Genomic DNA, 19,317 nt, shown 5'->3' with positions numbered 1-19,317 from the left:
ACCGGGTCTCGATACGCCCGCTGCGCGGGCTACTCGATCAGCATGGGCTCGCTCATGCGGATGCGGTGTCATCCGACGCCGTGGGGGAGTCGGGCGCGGTGAGGGTCTCACTGCTGGTGCCCTCGACGTCGGCGGCCTTGGCGCGGCGTCCGGCCTCGATCACGGCGGTGGAGGCGGCGGCGCCGGCGACCAGGGCGAAGAGCGCCCAGCCGGCGCCCCACTTCCGCTTCCCGACGAGGCCGTCGAAGGAGAGCGCGCCGGGGCCGTCGGCCACGATCGCGGTCGCGGCGGCCGCGAGCAGGCCGTTGTACTCCCAGCCCCCGCCGCTGTTCCAGAGGCCGTTCGCCCAGTGCACCTTGCGGACGGCCGTGACCATCGTCGCGATCAGCCCGGCCGCCGCGACCGGCGTCGCCAGGCCCAGGGCGAGCGCGGCGCCGCCGGCGGTCTCGGTGACGGCGGCGGCGACCGCGTTCCGGCGCGCCGGGTGCAGCTCCAGGCTCTTCATCATCTGCTCGGTGCCGTCGAGGCCCGGGCCGTCGAACGAGCCGCGGAGCTTCTGCAGTCCGTGTCCGACGAACAGACCGCCGACGGCGAGACGGAGAACGAGCGAGCCGACCTTCATGGTGACCTCCGGGAGGGGTGGGGTGGTGCGGGACGTGTAGAGCGAGCGTCGCGGCTGGACCGGGCCGGGTCAAGGGGTCGCGCCGACCTCTGGAATCGAGCAGACACGGCCTAGGCGGTCAACCGGTTCGCCTCCTATGATCGGAGCAGATCGACTCGAAGGAGAGCACGCATGACCGGACGCCTCACTGGCAAGACCGCCCTCGTCACCGGAGCCGGCTCCGGCATCGGCCGGGCCGTCGCGGAGCGCTTCGCGCGCGAGGGCGCCCGGGTCGCCTTCACCGATCGCGACCTCGCCGCCGCGGAGGACGCGGCGGCCGCCTTCCCGGACTCCGTCGCCGTCCGGCTCGACGTCTCGGACGAGAGCAGCGTCGAGCAGGCCTTCGCCCGCCTCGCGGCCGACGGCTTCGCGGTCGACGTGGTCGTCGCGAACGCCGGCGTGCAGCTCTTCGGCCAGGACGCGAAGATCGCCGACCTCGACCTCGACGTCTGGCGCCGCACGATCGACATCAACCTCACCGGCACCTTCCTCACCGTCAAGCACGCCGTCCGTGCACTGCGAGGCCGCGGCGGCTCGATCGTCCTCACCGGCAGCCCGACCGGGCTCAACGGCGAGGGTCAGGACTTCACCGCCTACAGCAGCTCGAAGGCCGGCATGCACGGCCTCGCCCGCACCGTCGCCGCCGCCTACGCGGGCGAGGGGATCCGCGTGAACACGGTCGTCCCCGGCTACACGGAGACCCCGCTGGTGACCGCGATCTCGGGCGACGCCGAGGCCCGCGCGGCGATCACCTCGCGGATCCCGCTCGGTCGGCCCGGCTCCGCGGCGGACGTCGAGGGAATCATGGTCTACCTCGCCAGCGACGAGTCGAGCTACGCCACCGGCGCGCTCTTCCGCGTCGACGGCGGCATGACCACCCTCTGATCGTGCCCGCGATCGAGATCCGGCCCGCCGCGCAGACGGTCCCGGCCGGGCTCCTCCAGGACGCCGAGCGCGACGAGCGGGCGGTCCGCTGCGGCCCGTGGTCGCTGCGGTTCTCCGACGGCCGGCTCGACGACCTCCGGTTCGGCACGGCGCGGATCCTCCGCGGGGTCCGCTTCGTCGTCCGCGACGAGGACTGGGGGACCTTCGCGACCGTCCGCGCAGCGCTCGAGATCGAGGGCGGCACTCTCGTGGTCGAGGGCGAGAGCGCTCAGGGCGAGGCCCGCGTCACCTGGACCCTGCGAGCCGACTTCTCCGGAAACTCGCTCACGATCGCACTCGAGGCACGCGCGAGCACGCCCTTCCTCCGCAACCGCCTGGGGCTGATCGTGCTGCACGGCACGGAGAGCGCCGGAGCGACCGTCGAGGCGCGCCACCCGGGCGGCACCACCGACCGCTTGGCCTTCCCCGAGCGGATCGCGCCCCATCAGCCCGCGCAGGACCTCGCCGGTCTCGCCTGGACCGCCGACGGCGTCCCGGTCGAGCTGACCCTGGAGGGCGACGTGTTCGAGACGGAGGATCAGCGCAACTGGACCGACGCGTCGTTCAAGACCTACTCGACGCCGCTGAGCCTGCCGTTCCCGGTGCCGGTCGCCGCGGGGGAGATCGTCCGGCAGAGCCTGCGGATCGACTGCGGCGGCGCGCCGCCGACCGTCACACGGGAATCGATCGCGTCCCCCTCCGTCCTGCGGACCGGGAGCGCCGGGCACCCGCTCCCCGAGATCCGCACCTCCGTCGCGAGCGCGCCGACGGGCCTCCGGACGGAGGTGCGACCGTCGCTCGATCTGATGGTCGAGTGCGACGTGCGCTGGGCGGGCTGGCGTCGCGCGTTGCAGCGCGCGCTCGAGGACGCCGGCGGACGCCCTGTCGATCTGCGCGTCGTCGCGTCCGGGCCGGAGGACGTCCGCACGGTCCTCGACGAGCTCGGCGACGCGCCGCTCGCCCGCCTCGGCGTCTTCGCCGCCCAGGGTCACCGCAGCACACCCGAGCTGCTCGAGGCGGCGCGACGGGCGGCGGCCGAGCGCGGCGCCGAGGTCGCCGGCGGCGTCCGCTCGCACTTCACCGAGCTCAACCGCGGCGCTGACGCCCTCGCGAACGGGGAGGCGTCGCTCGCCTTCAGCATCACCCCCTTCATGCACGACCGCTCGGGGCACCAGCTCGTCGAGTCCCTCGCCGTGCAGCGCACGGTGGTGCGCGACGCGACGGCGCTCGCGCAGGGCCGACGCCTGCACATCGGTCCGGTCACGCTCGGTGCGCGGATGAACGCCGTGTCGACCTCGCCGTTCGACCCCGGCGCCGCCGACATCGACGGGTCCGGCTACGGCCCGGAGATCGTCCCGGGAGCGACCGACGAGCGCCAGCACGCGCCCGAGCTCGCGGCCTGGGTCGTCGGCAGCCTCGACGCGCTCGCGGTCCCGGGCGTCGCCTCGCTCGCCTACTTCGAGCAGTGGGGACCGCGCGGCGTCGTCACGGCGGCCGGTATCACGTCCGCCGGCGCGGTGCTGCAGTGGGCGGCGGCCCTCACCGGGTCGCCGCGTCTGGACGCTCATGCAGCGGGACTCGTCGCGCTCGGAGCTTTCGCCGCGGACGGCCGGGTGGTGCTGCTCGGCAACCCGGGCGGCGTCGCGGTGACGGTCGATCCGACGGAGATCGAGCGCTGGGAGGCGGCCGGGGGAACGGACGGCGAGTCGTTCGTGCTCGAACCGGGCGGAGCCGCGCGGGTGCTGCTGACGCCGTAGCCGCGTCCGCGGACCGACGTCTCGCGCCGCAGGAACCGCTCGACGTGGGCGTCCCGCGGCCCGTCGACCGACGCGCGGCGCCAGAGCCCGCCCCGACCACACGATGGTGAGGATCCGTCGGTATCGTCGTCGGCGGCGCGCGAGCGCGGGACCCCCGCCCGCGCCGCGCGCCCCTGAACGAGAGGGACCTCCGTGAAGCATCGACGCCGCGCCCACCTGACCACCGCACGCTCCGCACTGGCACTGTCCGCTCTGGCGCTGTCCGGCGTGCTGGCGCTCGCCGGCTGCTCCGCCCCCGCCGAGGACGCGAAGACCGAAGAGCCGACCTCTCCGCTGATCGACTACCTCGGTGCGCTCTACGGCGGGGACCTCTCGCCCGAGGAGCAGGAGGAGAAGTACAGGGAGCAGGACCGCAAGCGCGAGGAGCTCGTCGCGACCTGCATGCAGGAGTCGGGCTTCGACTACACCCCGAGCGTGCAGTCGGCGTCGTTCTCGTCGTCCGACGCCGACGCCTACAAGCCGGACGATCGCGAATGGGTCGCGCAGTACGGCTACGGCGTCGTCGACTCTCCCGGTCGCTACGACTCGGCCGAGCCGGAGGACGAGTACGTCGACGCCAACTCCGAGTACTACGACAGCCTCTCGGAGTCCGAGAAGGCGGCCTACTCCGAGGCGCTGCACGGCCCGGCGGAGCCGGAGGACGCCGCTGCCTCCGAGGACGGGTCGTACGAGTACGACTGGACGACGGCGGGCTGCTTCGGCGCCGCCCAGCACGAGCTCGAGGGGGAGGATCCGGCGTCGGCGGAGAAGCACAAGCCGGTGATGGACGCGCTGAACGAGTTCTACACCGATCTGCAGTCGGTCCCCGAGCTGGCGGATCTGGATGCGGCGTGGTCCTCCTGCCTGAGCGACGCGGGCTACCCCGGCTTCGCCGCCCCCTACGACGCCGTGAACTCGATCAGCGACAAGCTGACGGCGGTCTACGACGCGGCCGGCGACCAGGTGGTCGAGCCCACCGACCCGAAGCTCGTCGCGGTGAAGGACGAGGAGATCGAGCTCGCCCTCGCCGATCTGGACTGCCGGGAGAAGACCGACTACTCAGCGGTGCACAAGAAGGTCCAGGACGCGCTGGAGCAGCAGTTCATCGACGACCACCGCGCCGAGCTCGACGCGCTGAAGGCCGACGCCGAGCAGGGCGAGTAGATGCGCGTTCCCCGCCGCTCGGGCTCCGGCGACCCGACGCCGTCCGACTCGGAGCCGACCGGTCGACCGGCCTCCGATCCGACGCCGACCGATCCGCTCGACCTCCTCGCGGTCACCGGGCCCGCCGACGGTCCCGACGACGGCTCCGAGACTCCGCGGCGTCGCAGCCGCTTCGCCGCACTCGCCGCCGTCGTCTCGCGCAACCGCGTCCTCTGGATCGTGGCCGCCGCCGCGCTGCTGAGCCTCGTCGCGGGCCTGCTCGTCGGGAGGTTCGTGGTCTCGCCCGCCGAGGCCGCCGCGAACGCGGAACCGCCCGCCCCCGGCCTGATCACCGCGCCGGTCGAGTCCGGCGAGCTGAGCAACGACGTGACCCTCCGCGGCGAGGTGCGCTACGCGGACGCCGTCGAGGTGACCATCGACACGACCGGGATCCAGGGCGCGGCGGTGGTGACCGGTCAGGTCCCGGCGGCCGGCACCGAGCTGTCGCCGCTGTCGATCGCGCTGGAGATCGCCGGCCGCCCCGTCATCGTCCTCCCCGGCGATCTTCCGGCCTACCGGACCCTGCGGTTCGGGGTGTCCGGGCCGGACGTGGTGCAGTTCAAGTCGGCGCTGCGCGGCCTCGGGATCGACGCCGGCGACCCGGCCGACGACGTCTTCGACGAGACGGCCGCGAACGCGGTCACCGAGCTGTACGCGCAGGCCGGCTACGCGGCACCCGCGACGCAGGAGGACGGCGAGGACGTCGTCCGCGCCGCCCAGGAGACGCTGCGCGCGGCCGAGCAGGGGCTCGTCGCCGCGCAGAAGGAGCTCGACGCCGCTCAGGCGGGCTCCTCGCCCGTCGAGGTCCGCGAGGCCGACAACGCGGTCGCGAGTGCGCGACGTGAGCTGGAGGCCGCCCGCGCGGCCGAACCGCCGGACGGCCTCCGGATCGCGGACCTCGACGACGCGCTCGGCCTCGCCGAGCTCCGGCGGGCCCAGCTGGGTGCGAGCACCGACACCGGCGCCCAGCGCGGCGCCGTCGAGTCGGCGCAGTCCCAGGTGACGCAGGCGCAGGAGGATCTGACCCGGGCCCGCCAGTCCGTCCTGCCGGCGCTCCCCGCGGGCGAGGTGCTGTTCCTCACCTCGCTCCCGCGGCGGGTGGACGCCGTCACCGCCAAGCGCGGCGGCGTCCTGTCCGGGGCGGCGATGACGGTCTCCGGCGCGAAGGTCGAGCTCTCCGGCTCCGCCGCCGAGGCCGACGCGCGGCTGCTCTCGGTCGGGCAGAAGGCCTCGTTCGAGCTCCCTGACCGGTCGTCGCACGGCGCCACGGTGTCGGGCGTCGATCCCGCGAAGGACGGCAAGGGGCGCTGGACGGTGACGCTCACCCCCGACCCGCTCTCGCCCGAGCAGATCGAGCAGCTGCGCGACACCAACGTCAAGGTCACGGTCGCGGTCGGAGCGACCGAGGGTGCCGTGCTCTCGGTCCCGGTCGCCGCGCTGTCCGCCGGCTCCGGCGGCGAGAGCCGGGTCGAGGTCGTCGACGGTGATCCGCGCGATCCGGGCGCCGCCACCCGGCTCGTCGTCGTGACCACCGGTCTCGCCGCGAAGGGCGCGGTCGAGGTGTCGCCGGTGGACGGGACGCTCGACGAGGGCGACCTGGTCGTGGTCGGCCGGTGACCGCTCCGCTGGTCGAGCTGCGGGACGTCACCCGCTCGTTCCCCGGCCCGCCCGAGGTGCAGGCGCTGAAGGGCGTCAGCCTCCGGATCGACGAGGGCGACTACGTCTCGATCGTCGGCCCCAGCGGCTCGGGCAAGTCGACGATGCTGAACATCCTCGGGCTGCTCGACCGGCCGAGCGTCGGCGAGTACCGGCTCGACGGTGCGCTCACCGGAGCGCTCGACGAGAACACGCGCGCGGCCGTGCGGGCGCAGCGCATCGGCTTCGTGTTCCAGTCCTTCCACCTGCTGCCGCGGCGCACGGTGCTCGAGAACGTGATGCTGCCGATGCTCTACAGCGGGACACCGCGGGCCGACCGCGAGGCGCGCGCCCGCGACGCCCTGCTCCGGGTGGGCCTCGGGCACCGGCTCGGCTTCCTGCCGACGACGCTCTCGGGAGGCGAGCGCCAGCGCGTCGCCGTGGCCCGCGCCGTGGTCGCCCGCCCGAGCCTCCTCCTCGCTGACGAGCCCACCGGCAATCTGGACGGCTCGACGACCGCGGACGTGATGCGGCTCTTCGAGGAGCTGACGGACACCGGACTCACCCTGGTCGTCATCACGCACGACCTCGCCGTCGCCCGGCGGGCGCGCCGGTGCCTCCGCATCGCCGACGGACGGATGCAGGAGGTGACCGCATGAGCCCGGCACTCGCGGCGCTGCGCCGGCGGCTCGGGCGCCGGCGACCGCGCTCGGCCGCCGCGTCCGCGCTGCTGCGGCCCGTCCGCCGAGCGGACCGCTTCACCGCCGCCGACCTGCTCGCCGAGGCCACCTCCGACATCGGCACGCGGCCGGCCCGGCTGGTGATGACCCTGCTCGGCACGGTGCTCGGCATCGGCGCCCTCGTCGCCACGATCGGCTTCGCGCAGACGACCGCCGACCAGCTCGCCCGCCGGTTCGACGCGTTCGCCGCCACCCAGGTCGTCGTGCAGCCGGCCGAGGCGAAGGACTCCACCGGGGACAGCGTCGCCACCGGGCGCCTGCCCTGGGACGCCGTCGACCGGGTGCTCCGGCTCGCCGGCATCGAGCAGGCGGCCCTCGTCGGTGAGGTGTCCCTCCGCGAGGGCGCGACCGTCACCGCCGTCCCCGTCAACGACCCCTCGGCGCCCGCCGCCGCCCCGCCGCGGGTGTTCGCCGCCTCCGCCGATCTCCTCGGCACCCTCGAGGGCGAGGTGACCGCCGGGCGGATGTTCGACTCCGGGCACGACGCCCGCGCCGACCGCGTCGTCGTCCTCGGCACCCGCGCGGCGGAGCGGCTCGGTGTCGAGCGCGTCGACTCCCGGCCGTCGATCCTGATCGACGGGGTCGCCTACTCGGTCCTCGGAATCTTCGCCGACGTCCAGGCCCGCGCCGAGCTGCTCGACGCGGTCGTCCTCCCCACCGGCACCGCGCGGGCCGACTTCGCGCTCGCGACGCCGGGAGACCTCCAGGCGCGCATCGACATCGGCGCCGGCCCGCAGGTCGCGGCGCAGGCACCGCTGACCCTCGCCCCGGATGCACCCGACTCCGTCTCCGTCTCCGCGCCCGGCGGTCCGTCCGAGCTGGCCGGCGACGTCCGCGCCGACGTCGACCTCGTGTTCCTGATCCTCTCGGTGGTGGTGCTGCTCGCGGGCGGCGTCGGCATCGCCAACGTCACCACGCTGTCGGTGATGGAGCGCGTCGGCGAGATCGGCCTGCGCCGGGCGCTCGGCGCCACGCGACGCCGGATCGCGCAGCAGTTCGTCGTCGAGTCGGCCGTGATCGGCCTCCTCGGCGGTCTGCTCGGTGCGGCGACCGGCGTCCTCGCGGTGCTCGCGGTCTCGCTCGCGCAGCAGTGGACCCCGGTGCTCGACCCCGGGGTGGCGTTCGGCGGCGCGCTCCTCGGCGCGCTGATCGGACTGCTCGCGGGCAGCGTGCCGGCGCGGCGCGCCTCCCGCATCGAGCCGATCGCGGCCCTCCGCGGGACGTGAGCGCCGCCGCCGGCGCCCGGGTCGCGACCGGGGCGCCGGCCCCGTTCCGCTGCCCGGGTGCCGCCGGAAGCGGCCCGACGCTCAGGCGTCGAGCGTCCAGCCCGGGCGCACCCAGTGGCAGGTGTAGCCGCCGGGGTGCTTCCGGAGGTAGTCCTGGTGCTCCTCCTCCGCGTCCCAGAACTCGCCGGCCGGCTGGACCTCGGTGACGACCGGGCCCGGCCAGCGGCCGGAGGCGTCGATCTCGGCGATCGTCTCGCGGGCGACGCGCTCCTGCTCGGGCGAGAGGGCGACGATCACGGAGCGGTAGCCCGTGCCGATGTCGTTGCCCTGCCGGTTCCGGGTGGTCGGATCGTGCGCCTGGAAGAAGAACTCGAGCAGGTCGCGGTAGGAGGTCTTCTCGGGGTCGAACTCGATCTCCACTGCTTCGGCGTGGTCGCCGTGGTGGCGGTAGGTGGCGTTCGGGGTGGTCCCGCCGGAGTAGCCGGCGCGGGTCTCGAAGACGCCCGGCAGGTCCCGGATCAGCTCCTGCAGGCCCCAGAAGCAGCCGCCGGCGAGGATCGCGCGCTCCTCGGCCATCAGACGGCGACCGTCTCGGACAGCGGCGAGTGACCGCCGGAGCGGGTGGCCGGAGCGGAGGGCAGGCGGGTGGACCGGGCGTGGGCGCCGGTGTCGTGCAGGGGAATGAGCATGGGTTCTCCTTGTCCTCGTCCATTCCACCACCTGGGCGCGGTCCTCGGGGGACCGGCGCAGGACCTAGCCGAGCAGCGTGTAGGTGGAGGCGTCCAGGTACACGGTGCTGTCGGTGCAGACCTCGATCGCGGCGGGCGCGCGGACGGCGGCATCGGCCGCGTCGATCACCTCGGCGACCAGGAACGTCGACGTCGCGGTCGGGCAGCCGAAGGCGCCGGGGGAGTGCCAGGCGACCCGGACGTCCGCCTGCGCCGCCGGAGCGAGGGCGAGCAGGCCGTCCGGGTTCAGGCCGTCGGCGGAGGCGACCGCGCCGAGGCGGCTGCCGTCGGCCCCGGCGGCGTAGACCCCGGGGATGCCGGCGAGCGTGCAGGTCCGGTCGGTCGTGTTCGTGAAGATCAGGTCGAAGGCGCTGCTCCCCGCGCCGGACGCGTCGGGGTCGGCGCGGTACTCGAGCGAGAGGTCGCTCCCGACGCAGCGGACGGTCGAGGGCTCGGGCGCAGGCTCGGGCGCCGGTGCCGGCGGCTGCGACGAGGTCGGCAGCGGGGCGGGAGTCTCGGATGCCGCCGTCGGCGCGGCGGTCGGCTCCGCGGTCGGGACGATCGAGGCGGGTGCCGACGCCGTCGCCGTGGGCGAGGCGGTGGGCGTCACCGTGGCCGTCGCGCTCGGCCGCGGCAGCGGCGAGGTGGAGGAGGCGATGTCGGCGCGCCCCGCGCAGCCGGTGACGAGGAGGCCGACCGCGGCCAGGGTCAGGGCCGCCGCGGCACCGCGGCGCAGGAGGTCGCTCATGGGCCGAGTCTGCCACCGCGGGGCGCGATCGGCAGCCCCGGATCGGGGGCCCCGGACCGACGGCCCTCGATCAGCTCCCGGTGTCCGCCAGGCGCCGGGACGCGGTGCTCATGTGCGCCTCCATCGCCCGCGCGGCGGCGGACGGGTCGCGCGCCTCGATCGCCTCGAGCACGGCGCGGTGCTCGGTGAAGGCGTCGAGGGCCTGCTCGGGGCTGCTGAGGGCGCGCTCGACCCAGAGTCGCAGCAGCGAGCGGATGGTCTGCAGCAGATCGCGCAGCACCACGTTCTCGGCGCTGACCGCGATCTGCAGGTGGAAGCGCACGTCGGCCTCGACGAACGCCGCGATGTCGTCGAGGTGCGACTCCATCGCCGCCAGATGCGCGCGCAGGCGCTCGAGTCCCTCGTCGTCGATCCGGAGCGCCGCCAGCATCGCGGCCTGCACCTCCAGGGTGCCGCGCACCTCGATCAGCTCGGCCGTGCGCCCCGCGGAGAGCATCAGGCCCCAGCTCAGCGTGGTCGGCAGAAGCTCGGAGGTGCTGTCGCGCAGGTAGGTGCCGGAGCCGGGCCGCACCGTGACGATGCCGAGGATCTCCAGCGCCGCGAGCGCCTCCCGCACCGCCGACCGGCCGACGCCGAGGCTCTCGGCGAGCTGGCGCTCCGGCGGGAGGCGGGAGCCGGGCACGAGATCGCCGCGGGTGAGCAGCGAGGTGAGCTGCTTGGCCACCTCGGCGACGGCGGTGCCGCGGGGGAGGACCTGCAGCTCCAGGCGCACGAGGGACGGGTCGTCTTCGGGGTACGCCGGCATGCTCCGACCGTAGCAACCGCGCCGACACCCCACCCGCAGCGACGCGACCGCAGAACCGGTTGACAACCGGTGCCCCGGCACGGCATCCTCTAATTGGTCAACCGGTCAGCCAATCCCCCCGAAGGCGGCCCGAGCCCCACCCCGCACCACCCAACACAGTCGTTGACACGGATCAGGAGATCGACGTGGACCTTCCCTCCCGCACAGGCGGAACCGCGACGGCGGACGCCGCCGTCGAGAAGAGCGCCATCAGGAAGGTGTCGATCCGGCTCGTGCCGTTCGTCGCCCTGATGTTCTTCATCAACTACCTCGACCGGACGGCCATCGGCTTCGCCGCGCCGAACGGCATGGAGGCCGACCTCGCCCTCTCGGCGGCCCAGTTCGGCTTCGCCTCGGGCGTCTTCTTCATCGGCTACATCCTGCTGGAAGTGCCGAGCAACCTCGCGCTGCACCGCTTCGGCGCCCGCCGCTGGCTCGCCCGCATCATGGTCAGCTGGGGCATCGTCGCGCTGCTCTTCACCTGGGTGCAGAACTTCGAGCAGCTCGTCGCCCTGCGCTTCCTGCTCGGTGTCGCCGAGGCGGGCTTCTTCCCGGGCGCGATCCTCTTCCTCAGCCTCTGGGTGCCGGCCAAGCACCGCTCGAAGATCCTCGCGCTCTTCTACCTGGCGCAGCCGCTCACGACGGTCATCGGCGCCCCGCTCGCCGGCCTGCTGATCGAGCAGGACGGCATCCTCGGCCTCGAGGGCTGGCGCTTCATGTTCCTCGGCGTCTCGCTGCCGGCGATCGTCATCGGCGTCATCGCCTGGTTCTACCTCAAGGACAAGCCCTCCGACGCGAAGTGGCTGACCCGCGAGGAGCAGGTCTGGCTCACCACCGCGCTCAAGCGCGAGGAGGACGTGAAGACCAAGGGCGTCACCACCCACCCCAAGATGTCGTCCGCTTTCAAGAGCGGCCGCGTCTGGATGCTGAGCTTCGTCTACTTCGGCTTCATCTACGGCCTCTACGCCCTCGCCTTCTTCCTGCCCACGATCATCGAGGGCTTCCAGGAGCAGTACGGCACCACCTTCGGCATCTTCGAGAAGGGCCTGATCACTGCGATCCCCTACGTGCCCGCGGCCATCGCCCTCTACCTCTGGTCGCGTGACGCCACCCGCCGCGGCGTCCGCACCTGGCACATCGTGATCCCCGCGATCGCCGGTGGCCTGTCCATCCCGCTCGCGCTCTTCGCCGGCTCCCCGGCGGCCACGATCGCCGTGATCACCGTCACCGCGATGGCGATCTTCTCGGCGCTGCCCAACTTCTGGACCTTCCCGACCCGGTTCCTCACCGGCGCGGCGGCCGCGGCGGGCATCGCGCTGATCAACACCGTCGGAAACCTGGCCGGCTTCTCGGCCCCGTACATCACGGGCGCCCTGAAGGACGCGACCGGCGGCTACGAGGTCCCGATGTTCATCGTCGGCTTCTTCCTGCTGCTCTCGGCCGTGCTGATGTCCCTGCTGGCGCGCCGCTACAAGGACGCACCGCTCGACGCCCCCAGCGTCGACGTGATCGCGCACTGAGCACCCCGCGCGATTTGCCGACCGTCCGACGCCCGACGCCCCTCCTCGAACAGGACTCCTGATGACCCGGCTCTACAACGACCCGTCCGACTTCGCCGACGAGATGATCGACGGCTTCGTCGCCGCGAACCGCCGCTTCGTGCGGCGGGTGCAGGGCGGCGTGGTGCGCTCGACCGTGAGTGCGCCCGGCTCGGTCGCCCTCGTGGTGGGCGGCGGCTCCGGCCACTACCCGGCGTTCGGCGGACTCGTCGGGCAGGGTCTCGCGCACGGCGCGGCGATGGGGAACCTCTTCGCCTCGCCGTCCGCGCAGCAGGTGCACTCGGTCGCCGCGGCGGCCGAGCACGGTGGCGGCGTGCTGCTGAGCTACGGCAACTACGCGGGCGACGTGCTGAACTTCGACGCGGCCGAGCGGCGCCTGCGCGACGAGGGGATCGACGTCCGCACCGTCACGGTGACGGACGACGTCTCGAGCGCGAGCGTCGCCGAGAAGCACAAGCGCCGTGGGATCGCCGGCGACCTGACGGTCTTCAAGGTCGCGGGGGCCGCGGCGGAGGAGGGCGCGTCGCTGGACGAGGTCGAGCGCATCGCCCGCCTCGCCAACGAGCGCACCCGCTCCTTCGGCGTGGCCTTCTCCGGCTGCTCGCTGCCCGGGGCGTCCGAGCCGCTGTTCACCGTGCCGGAGGGCCGGATGGCGGTCGGCATGGGCATCCACGGCGAGCCCGGCATCCGCGAGGACGACGTGCCGACGGCCGACGGCCTCGCCGAGCTGCTGGTCTCGTCCCTGCTCGCCGAGCTGCCCGACGGCGTCGACGCGGCCGAAGGCTCGCGCCTCGTCGTCGTCCTGAACGGGCTCGGATCCGTGAAGTACGAGGAGCTGTTCGTCGTCTACGCCGGCGTCGAGCGGCGCCTGGGCGAGCGCGGCCTCGAGGTGCTCGAGCCCGAGGTCGGCGAGCTCGTCACGAGTTTCGACATGGCCGGCGTCTCGCTCACCTTCTTCTGGGTGGACGACGAGCTGGAGCGGCTCTGGGCTGCTCCGGCCGAGGCGCCCGCCTACCGCAAGGGCTCGGTCCGCCCCGCCGAGCAGGCCGCGGTGACCGAGCAGAAGACGGCCTCGGTCGTGATCGGCGAGGCGAGCGACGACTCCCGCGAGGCCGCCCGCACCGTGCTCGCCGCTCTCGAGGCGACGCAGTCCACGATCGACGAGAACGCCGACGAGCTCGGCCGGATCGACGCCGTCGCCGGCGACGGCGATCACGGCATCGGCATGCAGCGCGGCGTGCACGCGGCTGTCACCGCCGCCCGGGCCGCGCTCGAGGCCGGCGCCGGGGCGGGGACCGTGCTCGCCCATGCCGGCGACGCGTGGTCCGACCGGGCCGGCGGCACCTCCGGAGCGCTCTGGGGCGCCGCGCTCGCCGCGGTCGGCTCGGCGCTCGGCGACACCGCCGCGCCCACGGCCGCCGCGGTGGTCGAGGGGGTCGACGGCGCCCGCGCCGCGATCCTCCGCTTCGGCGCGACGCCGGGCGACAAGACGATGGTCGACTCCCTCGTGCCGTTCGCCGACGTCCTCGCCGAGGCCGTCGCCGCGGGGGAGGAGCTGCCCGCGGCCTGGACCCGGGCCGCCGAGGCCTGCACCGCCGCCGCTGCTGCGACCGCGCAGCTGCTGCCGAGGATGGGCCGCGCCCGGCCGCACGCCGAGAAGAGCCTCGGCACCCCCGACGCGGGCGCGCACTCGCTCGGGCTGATCGTCACCGCGATCGGCGCGGTGCTGCGCGCGGGCACCTCCGGCTCCGCGACCCCCGGCTCTGTCGGCAGCGGCGCGTAGCGTCGACACCGTCCCCGAATCCGCTTCCAGCAAGGAGAGAACACCCATGAGCGCACCCTTCCGCCTCGTCGTCGGCTCCGACGACGCCGGTCTCGACTACAAGGACATCGTCAAGGCCGACCTCGAGACGGACTCCCGCGTCGCGTCCGTCGTCGACGTCGGCGTCGACGCCTCGTCGCACACGCCCTACCCCAGCGTCGCCATCGCCGCCGCTGAGATGGTCGCCCGCGGCGACGCCGACCGCGCGATCCTGATCTGCGGCACCGGCCTCGGCGTCGCGATCGCCGCCAACAAGGTGGCCGGAATCCGCGCCGTCACCGCGCACGACTCGTTCTCGGTCGAGCGCTCGATCCTCTCCAACGACGCGCAGGTGCTCTGCATGGGCCAGCGCGTCGTCGGCATCGAGCTGGCCCGCCGCCTGGCGAAGGAGTGGCTCGGCTACGAGTTCGACACGTCCTCCGCCTCCGCGGAGAAGGTGCGCGTGATCGAGGCGTACGAGGCCGGCAACCCGGTCGCCGACGACGCCGCCACGGTCGGCTCGTGCTGAGCCGCGCCGCCGGGGACGCCCCGGCGTTCACCGTCGGCGTGAGCCTCAAGATGTACTTCGGTCACGCGCGGACGCTCGAGTGGATGCGGCGCATCGCCGAGATCGCGCGGACGCACGAGGCGACCGCCTCCGGAGCCGTCGAGCTGTTCGTGGTGCCGACCTTCCCCGCGCTGGTGCCGGTCGGCGCCCTCGCGGCGGAGGCCGGCGTCGCGCTCGGCGCCCAGGACCTGTTCTGGGAGGACGCGGGAGCGTTCACCGGCGAGGTCAGCGGTGCGGAGCTGCGCGAGGTCGGCTGCCGGCTGGTCGAGATCGGCCACGCCGAGCGGCGCGCGCTCTTCGGCGACGACGACGAGCGCGTGCGCGCGAAGGTCGCGGCCGCGTTCCGCAACGACCTCGTGCCTCTGCTCTGCGTCGGCGAGACCGAGCGCGGCTCCGTCGAGGACGCCGTCGAGCTCGTGCTCGCGCAGATCGGCTCCGCCCTCGCGGACGCGGACGAGGCCGGCGCCGTCGGTCCGATCCTCGCCGCCTACGAGCCCGTCTGGGCGATCGGCGCACCCGAGCCCGCCGAGCCGGCCTTCATCGCCGGCGTCGTCACCGCGCTCGAGGCGGCCCTCGCGGAGCTGCCCGGCCGCGCCGGGAGCCGCGTCATCTACGGCGGCAGCGCCGGACCCGGCCTGCTGACCGCGCTCGAGGGCCGCGTGCCCGGGCTGTTCCTCGGCCGCTTCGCGCACGACCCCGAGGCGGTCGGCGCGATCCTCGACGAGGCGCTCGCCCTGGTGCGCGCAGACTCGGAGGCCCGCCCGTGAGCCGCCTCGGCCTGAGCAGCTACGCCTTCTTCTGGCGCTCCTCCGACCGCGTCCCGGAGCCGCTCGGCGTCGAGGACATGGTCCGCGAGACCGCCGCGCTCGGCGTCGACCTGCTGCAGCTCTGCGACGTGCCGGCGCTCGAGGAGTACTCGGACGAGCAGCTCGCGTCATTGCGCGCCGTGGCCGCCGCCGAGGGGGTCGCGCTCGAGCTCGGCACCCGCGGCACCGATCCCGCGCACCTGCGCCGCTGGCTCCGCCTGGCCCGCGCGCTCGACGTCGTGCTGCTGCGCAGCATGTGGACGTCGGGGGAGGACCGGCCGGACCGCGCCGAGACGCTGCGGCGCCTGCGCGAGTTCGCGCCCGAGCTGGAGGAGGCCGGCGTCACGCTGGCCCTGGAGACGTACGAGCAGGTGAGCACCGCCGACCTCGTCGACGTGATCGCGACGCTCGATCACCCGCGGATCCGGATCTGCCTCGACCCGGCGAACACCGTCGCGAACCTCGAGCTGCCGGCGGACGTCACCGCGCGCTGCGCGCCGTACGTCGCGAACTGGCACGTGAAGGACTTCGACTTCAGCCGCAATCCCGGCTGGGTCGGCTTCGTCTACACCGGCACGGCGCTCGGCGACGGCCGCCTCGACTACGACGGCATGCTCGCGCTGCTCCGGCCGGCCGAGCGCGGCATCACCCAGATCATCGAGTTCTGGCTCCCCTGGCAGGACACCGTCCCCGCCGCGGAGCAGGCGCTCGTCACCACGCGGCTCGAAGCCGAGTGGACCCGCACCACCCTCGACCAGCTCAGGAGAAGGAACTCATGACCGACACCACCGCCACCACCGCCCCGGGCACCGCCGCCTCCGCCCTCACCGTCGCCGTCATCGGCGCCGGCGGCAAGATGGGCATGCGGGTCTCGAACAACCTGCAGAAGTCCGACTACAACGCCCTCTACAGCGAGGCCTCGCCCGCCGGTCAGGAGCGCACCCGCGAGGCCGGCCGCGAGATCACCGCGACGCCCGACGCCGTGAAGGACGCCGACGTGGTCATCCTCGCCGTCCCCGACGTCGTGCTCGGCGCGGTCTCGGAGGACGTGATCCCGCAGATGAAGAGCGGCGCGATCATCCTCACCCTCGACCCGGCCGCCGCCTACGCGGGGCTGCTGGCGAAGCGCGAGGACATCCACTACGCCGTGGCGCACCCGTGCCACCCGTCGGTGTTCCTCGAGCGCACCACGCCGGAGGAGTGGGCCGACACGTTCGGCGGCATCGCCGCGCCCCAGGAGGTCGTCGCGGCCCTCGAGGACGCCGACGACGACGTGCGGGCCATCGCGGAGAAGGTCATCTCGACCATCTACGCGCCCGTCATCGCCGTGCACTGGGTGACCGTCAAGCAGCTCGCCGTGCTCGAGCCGACCCTGGTCGAGACCATCGCCTGCATGGTCGGCGAGTTCCTCAAGGAGGCGCTGGACGAGACCGTCAACGGCGTCGGCGTTCCCTACGAGGCGGCCCGCGCGATGCTCTACGGCCACACCTGGATCGCGCTGACCAACGGCCTGCGCGGCTCGAACCCGTTCTCCGAGGCGTGCCACATCGCCATGGGCTATGGCCGCGAGGCGCTCATCAAGGACGACTGGAAGAAGATCTTCGACGACTCGGAGCTCGACTCCGTCATCGCCAAGATGCTGAAGATCGACGCCGTCAAGCGCTGAGCGGCGGGCGGGGGCACTGCCTGCTGATCGCGTAGCGCTCGGAGAGGGCTGCCCTCATGCTGATCGCGTAGCGCTCGGAGGGGGCTGCCCTCATGTTGATCGAGTAGCCCTCGCAGAGGGCGTATCGAGATCCGCCGTCGTCCGGTGGGTGGGTCTCGGTACGCCGCTGCGCGGCTACGCGACCAGCACGTAAGGGGGCGCTGCGCACCCCCCCTCGGCCAGCATGGAAGGCCCTAGAGGCGGACGATCATCTTGCCGGTGTTGCCGCCGCGCATCATCGAGAGGAAGGCGTCGACCGCGTGGTCGATGCCTTCGACGACGGTCTCGTCGTAGGCGATGCTCCCCTCCTGGAACCAGCCGCCCATCAGGCGGTTGAACTCCGGGGCGTGGTCGAGGTACGCCGACAGGGTGAAGCCGCGCAGGGTCAGAGCGCGGGTGATGATGTTGGCCATGTTGTCGGGGCCGGCCGGCTTCTCGGTGCTGTTGTAGCCGGCGATCGCGCCGCAGAGCGCCGCGCGTCCGCCGTCGTTGAAGGCGTCGAGCGCCGCCTCGAGGTGGTCGCCGCCGACGTTGTCGAAGTAGACGTCGATGCCCTCGGGGGCCGCCGCGGCGAGCTGCTCGCGGACGGGACCGGCGTGGTAGTCGAACGCGGCGTCGTAGCCGTACTTCTCCGTCAGCAGCGCGACCTTCTCGGCCGAGCCGGCGGAGCCGATGACGCGCTTCGCGCCGAGCAGGCGTGCGATCTGGCCGGCGGCCGAGCCGACGGCTCCCGCGGCGCCGGAGACGAAGACGGTGTCGCCCTCCTTCAGCCCCGCGATGGTGGTGAGGCCGACGAAGGCGGTGAGGCCGGTCATGCCCAGGACGCCGAGCCGCAGCGACAGCGGGGCGCCGGGGATCTCGGGGACGACGCGGAAGGCCGAGGTCTCGGCCTGGACGATGTCGCGCCAGCCGAGCTGGTGCAGCACGACGGCGCCGACCGGGAAGTCCGGGTCGCTCGACACGGAGACGCGGCCGATCGCACCGCCGGTCATCGTCTCGCCGAGTGCGTACGGCGGGGTGTAGCTCTTGACGTCGTTCATCCGACCGCGCATGTACGGGTCGACGGAGAGGAAGGCGTTCTCGACGCGGATCTCGCCGGCCGCGGGTTCGTCGTACTCGACCTGCGCCGTGCGGAAGTCCTCGGCGACGGGCCAGCCGACGGGGCGGCGGACGAGCTGGATCTGGGTGCTGGTGACGGTGGTCATGGAGCCTTCCGAGGGGTCGTGGGGGTGGGGATCAGGAGGCGGCGAGGCCGATGCCGAGCGCGAGGACCGCGAGCAGTCCGGGTGCCATCTGCGTGAGCGCCGCGCGCCGCTTGCCGGGCGAGGAGAGCAGCAGCACGAGGGCTGCGGCGACCATCGATCCGGTGCCGGTGAAGACGAGGGCGGCGCCGACGGCCGTGGCGCCCGAGGCGAGCACGATCACGCCGACGATCGTCACGATCGCGAGGAACAGGTTGTAGAAGCCCTGGTTGAAGGCGAGCTCCTTCGTCGACTCGGCCTCTCCGGCGGTGGTGCCGAAGGTGGAGCGGGCGCGCGGGGTCGTCCAGAGCAGCGACTCGAGCACGAAGATGTAGACGTGCAGCAGCGCCGCGAGGGCGGCGAGAACGAGTCCGATGACGATCACGACGGGACCTCCTGATTGTGTATCGCTCGGTTCACTACCGAACGGCCTCACTCTATACTGGAACGACCGGTTCACAACAGTCCGGCTGCCCTCGGTAGCGCGACCGGCACCGGATCAGTCAGAACAGGGAGTAGCCGTGGGACGCACGCAGAGCTTCGACACCGACCAGGTCGTCCGGTCGGCGCGCGCCGTCTTCTGGGACCGCGGCTTCGAGGAGGCGTCGCTGCCCGAGCTCGAGGCGGCGACCGGACTCGGCCGCTCCAGCCTGTACCACGCGTTCGGCAGCAAGCGCGGGCTCTTCGACGCGGCGGTGCAGAGCTACCTCGACGAGATCGTGCGGCCGAGGCTGGAACCGCTGACGCGCGACGAGGTCTCGCCGACGGCCCTCGAGGACTACTTCTCGGGGCTGCGGGACGCGCTCGCCGATCCGCGAACCGTGTCGGCGCAGAGCGGGTGCCTCCTCCTCAACGCGGCGGGGGCGCCGATCGCGCGCGACGACGCGGTGCGCGAGGTGATCGCGGAGTACCGGGCGGAGCTGCAGCGGGCGATGCTCGCGGGGGCGGCGGCGCGGTGGCCGGGGGAGTCCGCCGAGTGGCGGGGGCGACAGGCGGGGGTGCTGGTGTCGCTGCTGGTGACGGCGCTGGTGCTGGCGCGGGTCGATCCGGGGCAGGCGGTGGCGACGGCGGAAGCGGCGCTGGGGCTGGTGCGGGGGGACTGACGGCCCCGGGTGCTGACTGCTGGCGTGCT

19 protein-coding genes are annotated in these 19,317 nt (G+C 73.5%); 13 read left to right on the top strand and 6 right to left on the bottom strand.

The features are described 5' to 3' along the window. Nucleotides 1-52 precede the first annotated feature (52 nt). Nucleotides 53-622 (bottom strand): DoxX family protein, encoded by a 570-nt coding sequence (locus tag EDF45_RS09815; RefSeq protein ID WP_123735957.1) that lies wholly within the window; start codon nt 620-622, stop codon nt 53-55. A gap of 171 nt (nt 623-793) precedes the next feature. On the opposite strand from EDF45_RS09815, the gene EDF45_RS09810 reads away from it, so the two are divergent. The 6 genes from EDF45_RS09810 (at nt 794) to EDF45_RS09785 (ending at nt 8,185) form a co-directional block, all read left to right on the top strand. Then, nucleotides 794-1,546 carry an SDR family NAD(P)-dependent oxidoreductase gene (locus EDF45_RS09810; RefSeq protein WP_123735956.1) on the top strand — a complete coding sequence of 251 codons (753 nt, stop codon included), beginning with the start codon at nt 794-796 and terminating at the stop codon, nt 1,544-1,546. A gap of 2 nt (nt 1,547-1,548) precedes the next feature. Then, nucleotides 1,549-3,342: a hypothetical protein gene (locus EDF45_RS09805; RefSeq protein WP_123735955.1), complete on the top strand. Its 1,794-nt coding sequence runs from the start codon at nt 1,549-1,551 to the stop codon at nt 3,340-3,342. Nucleotides 3,343-3,534: 192 nt separating this feature from the next. Continuing rightward, on the top strand, nt 3,535-4,545 hold the full coding sequence (locus EDF45_RS09800) for a hypothetical protein (protein WP_123735954.1): 1,011 nt from the start codon (nt 3,535-3,537) through the stop codon (nt 4,543-4,545). Beyond that, nucleotides 4,546-6,201: a TolC family protein gene (locus EDF45_RS09795; RefSeq protein WP_185020141.1), complete on the top strand. Its 1,656-nt coding sequence runs from the start codon at nt 4,546-4,548 to the stop codon at nt 6,199-6,201. Further along, a complete protein-coding gene (locus EDF45_RS09790) occupies nt 6,198-6,878 on the top strand; it encodes an ABC transporter ATP-binding protein (RefSeq protein WP_123735953.1) in 681 nt (226 codons plus the stop codon). Before EDF45_RS09795 ends, EDF45_RS09790 begins: the two co-directional genes overlap by 4 nt. Beyond that, a complete protein-coding gene (locus EDF45_RS09785) occupies nt 6,875-8,185 on the top strand; it encodes an ABC transporter permease (protein ID WP_123735952.1) in 1,311 nt (436 codons plus the stop codon). The genes EDF45_RS09790 and EDF45_RS09785 overlap by 4 nt, the downstream gene beginning before the upstream one ends. 81 nt (nt 8,186-8,266) lie before the next feature. Here the strand turns inward: EDF45_RS09785 and msrA are convergent, their stop codons facing one another. The 3 genes from msrA to EDF45_RS09770 form a co-directional block, all read right to left on the bottom strand. Further along, a complete protein-coding gene (msrA, locus tag EDF45_RS09780; RefSeq protein WP_123735951.1) occupies nt 8,267-8,761 on the bottom strand; it encodes a peptide-methionine (S)-S-oxide reductase MsrA in 495 nt (164 codons plus the stop codon). 177 nt (nt 8,762-8,938) lie between these two features. Further along, complete coding sequence (locus EDF45_RS09775) at nt 8,939-9,661, bottom strand: DUF4232 domain-containing protein (RefSeq protein WP_123735950.1); 723 nt, start codon at nt 9,659-9,661, stop codon at nt 8,939-8,941. A gap of 70 nt (nt 9,662-9,731) precedes the next feature. Next, the gene (locus tag EDF45_RS09770; RefSeq protein ID WP_123735949.1) at nt 9,732-10,466 is read right to left on the bottom strand and encodes a FadR/GntR family transcriptional regulator; all 735 of its coding nucleotides are present in this window, start codon (nt 10,464-10,466) and stop codon (nt 9,732-9,734) included. A 290-nt stretch (nt 10,467-10,756) separates the two neighbouring features. On the opposite strand from EDF45_RS09770, the gene EDF45_RS09765 reads away from it, so the two are divergent. The 6 genes from EDF45_RS09765 to EDF45_RS09740 all read left to right on the top strand — a co-directional run bounded on the left by EDF45_RS09765 (nt 10,757) and on the right by EDF45_RS09740 (nt 16,905). After that, the gene (locus EDF45_RS09765) at nt 10,757-12,025 is read left to right on the top strand and encodes an MFS transporter (protein ID WP_221181106.1); all 1,269 of its coding nucleotides are present in this window, start codon (nt 10,757-10,759) and stop codon (nt 12,023-12,025) included. Between the two features lie 61 nt (nt 12,026-12,086). Beyond that, complete coding sequence (locus EDF45_RS09760; RefSeq protein WP_123735947.1) at nt 12,087-13,847, top strand: dihydroxyacetone kinase family protein; 1,761 nt, start codon at nt 12,087-12,089, stop codon at nt 13,845-13,847. Between the two features lie 46 nt (nt 13,848-13,893). Continuing rightward, entirely contained in the window at nt 13,894-14,394 is a 501-nt protein-coding gene (locus EDF45_RS09755) for a ribose-5-phosphate isomerase (RefSeq protein WP_123735946.1), read from the top strand. After that, complete coding sequence (locus EDF45_RS09750; protein ID WP_260312116.1) at nt 14,388-15,200, top strand: triose-phosphate isomerase family protein; 813 nt, start codon at nt 14,388-14,390, stop codon at nt 15,198-15,200. The genes EDF45_RS09755 and EDF45_RS09750 overlap by 7 nt, the downstream gene beginning before the upstream one ends. Continuing rightward, complete coding sequence (locus tag EDF45_RS09745) at nt 15,197-16,018, top strand: sugar phosphate isomerase/epimerase (protein ID WP_260312114.1); 822 nt, start codon at nt 15,197-15,199, stop codon at nt 16,016-16,018. The genes EDF45_RS09750 and EDF45_RS09745 overlap by 4 nt, the downstream gene beginning before the upstream one ends. Next, nucleotides 16,015-16,905: a phosphogluconate dehydrogenase C-terminal domain-containing protein gene (locus EDF45_RS09740; RefSeq protein WP_123735945.1), complete on the top strand. Its 891-nt coding sequence runs from the start codon at nt 16,015-16,017 to the stop codon at nt 16,903-16,905. The genes EDF45_RS09745 and EDF45_RS09740 overlap by 4 nt, the downstream gene beginning before the upstream one ends. A 233-nt stretch (nt 16,906-17,138) precedes the next feature. Here the strand turns inward: EDF45_RS09740 and EDF45_RS09735 are convergent, their stop codons facing one another. Both EDF45_RS09735 and EDF45_RS09730 read right to left on the bottom strand, forming a co-directional pair. Continuing rightward, on the bottom strand, nt 17,139-18,149 hold the full coding sequence (locus tag EDF45_RS09735) for an NADP-dependent oxidoreductase (RefSeq protein WP_123735944.1): 1,011 nt from the start codon (nt 18,147-18,149) through the stop codon (nt 17,139-17,141). A gap of 31 nt (nt 18,150-18,180) precedes the next feature. Continuing rightward, nucleotides 18,181-18,570 carry a DUF1304 domain-containing protein gene (locus EDF45_RS09730; protein ID WP_123446072.1) on the bottom strand — a complete coding sequence of 130 codons (390 nt, stop codon included), beginning with the start codon at nt 18,568-18,570 and terminating at the stop codon, nt 18,181-18,183. A gap of 136 nt (nt 18,571-18,706) precedes the next feature. On the opposite strand from EDF45_RS09730, the gene EDF45_RS09725 reads away from it, so the two are divergent. Then, entirely contained in the window at nt 18,707-19,288 is a 582-nt protein-coding gene (locus tag EDF45_RS09725; RefSeq protein WP_123735943.1) for a TetR/AcrR family transcriptional regulator, read from the top strand. Nucleotides 19,289-19,317: the final 29 nt, after the last annotated feature.

It is taken from the genome of Rathayibacter sp. PhB186, from assembly GCF_003751825.1.
GTDB lineage: Bacteria > Actinomycetota > Actinomycetes > Actinomycetales > Microbacteriaceae > Rathayibacter > Rathayibacter festucae.
Note: the sequence above shows the minus strand (reverse complement) of the source record. Positions and strands in the feature narration are given on the sequence as shown.

Excerpts from the sequence above, each read along its gene's own strand:
- EDF45_RS09815 (WP_123735957.1), bottom strand. The coding sequence starts at position 622 with ATGAAGGTCGGCTCGCTCGTTCTCCGTCTCGCCGTCGGCGGTCTGTTC.
- EDF45_RS09810 (WP_123735956.1), top strand. The coding sequence starts at position 794 with ATGACCGGACGCCTCACTGGCAAGACCGCCCTCGTCACCGGAGCCGGC.
- EDF45_RS09795 (WP_185020141.1), top strand. The coding sequence starts at position 4,546 with ATGCGCGTTCCCCGCCGCTCGGGCTCCGGCGACCCGACGCCGTCCGAC.
- EDF45_RS09785 (WP_123735952.1), top strand. The coding sequence starts at position 6,875 with ATGAGCCCGGCACTCGCGGCGCTGCGCCGGCGGCTCGGGCGCCGGCGA.
- msrA (WP_123735951.1), bottom strand. The coding sequence starts at position 8,761 with ATGGCCGAGGAGCGCGCGATCCTCGCCGGCGGCTGCTTCTGGGGCCTG.
- EDF45_RS09775 (WP_123735950.1), bottom strand. The coding sequence starts at position 9,661 with ATGAGCGACCTCCTGCGCCGCGGTGCCGCGGCGGCCCTGACCCTGGCC.
- EDF45_RS09770 (WP_123735949.1), bottom strand. The coding sequence starts at position 10,466 with ATGCCGGCGTACCCCGAAGACGACCCGTCCCTCGTGCGCCTGGAGCTG.
- EDF45_RS09765 (WP_221181106.1), top strand. The coding sequence starts at position 10,757 with ATGTTCTTCATCAACTACCTCGACCGGACGGCCATCGGCTTCGCCGCG.
- EDF45_RS09760 (WP_123735947.1), top strand. The coding sequence starts at position 12,087 with ATGACCCGGCTCTACAACGACCCGTCCGACTTCGCCGACGAGATGATC.
- EDF45_RS09755 (WP_123735946.1), top strand. The coding sequence starts at position 13,894 with ATGAGCGCACCCTTCCGCCTCGTCGTCGGCTCCGACGACGCCGGTCTC.
- EDF45_RS09740 (WP_123735945.1), top strand. The coding sequence starts at position 16,015 with ATGACCGACACCACCGCCACCACCGCCCCGGGCACCGCCGCCTCCGCC.
- EDF45_RS09735 (WP_123735944.1), bottom strand. The coding sequence starts at position 18,149 with ATGACCACCGTCACCAGCACCCAGATCCAGCTCGTCCGCCGCCCCGTC.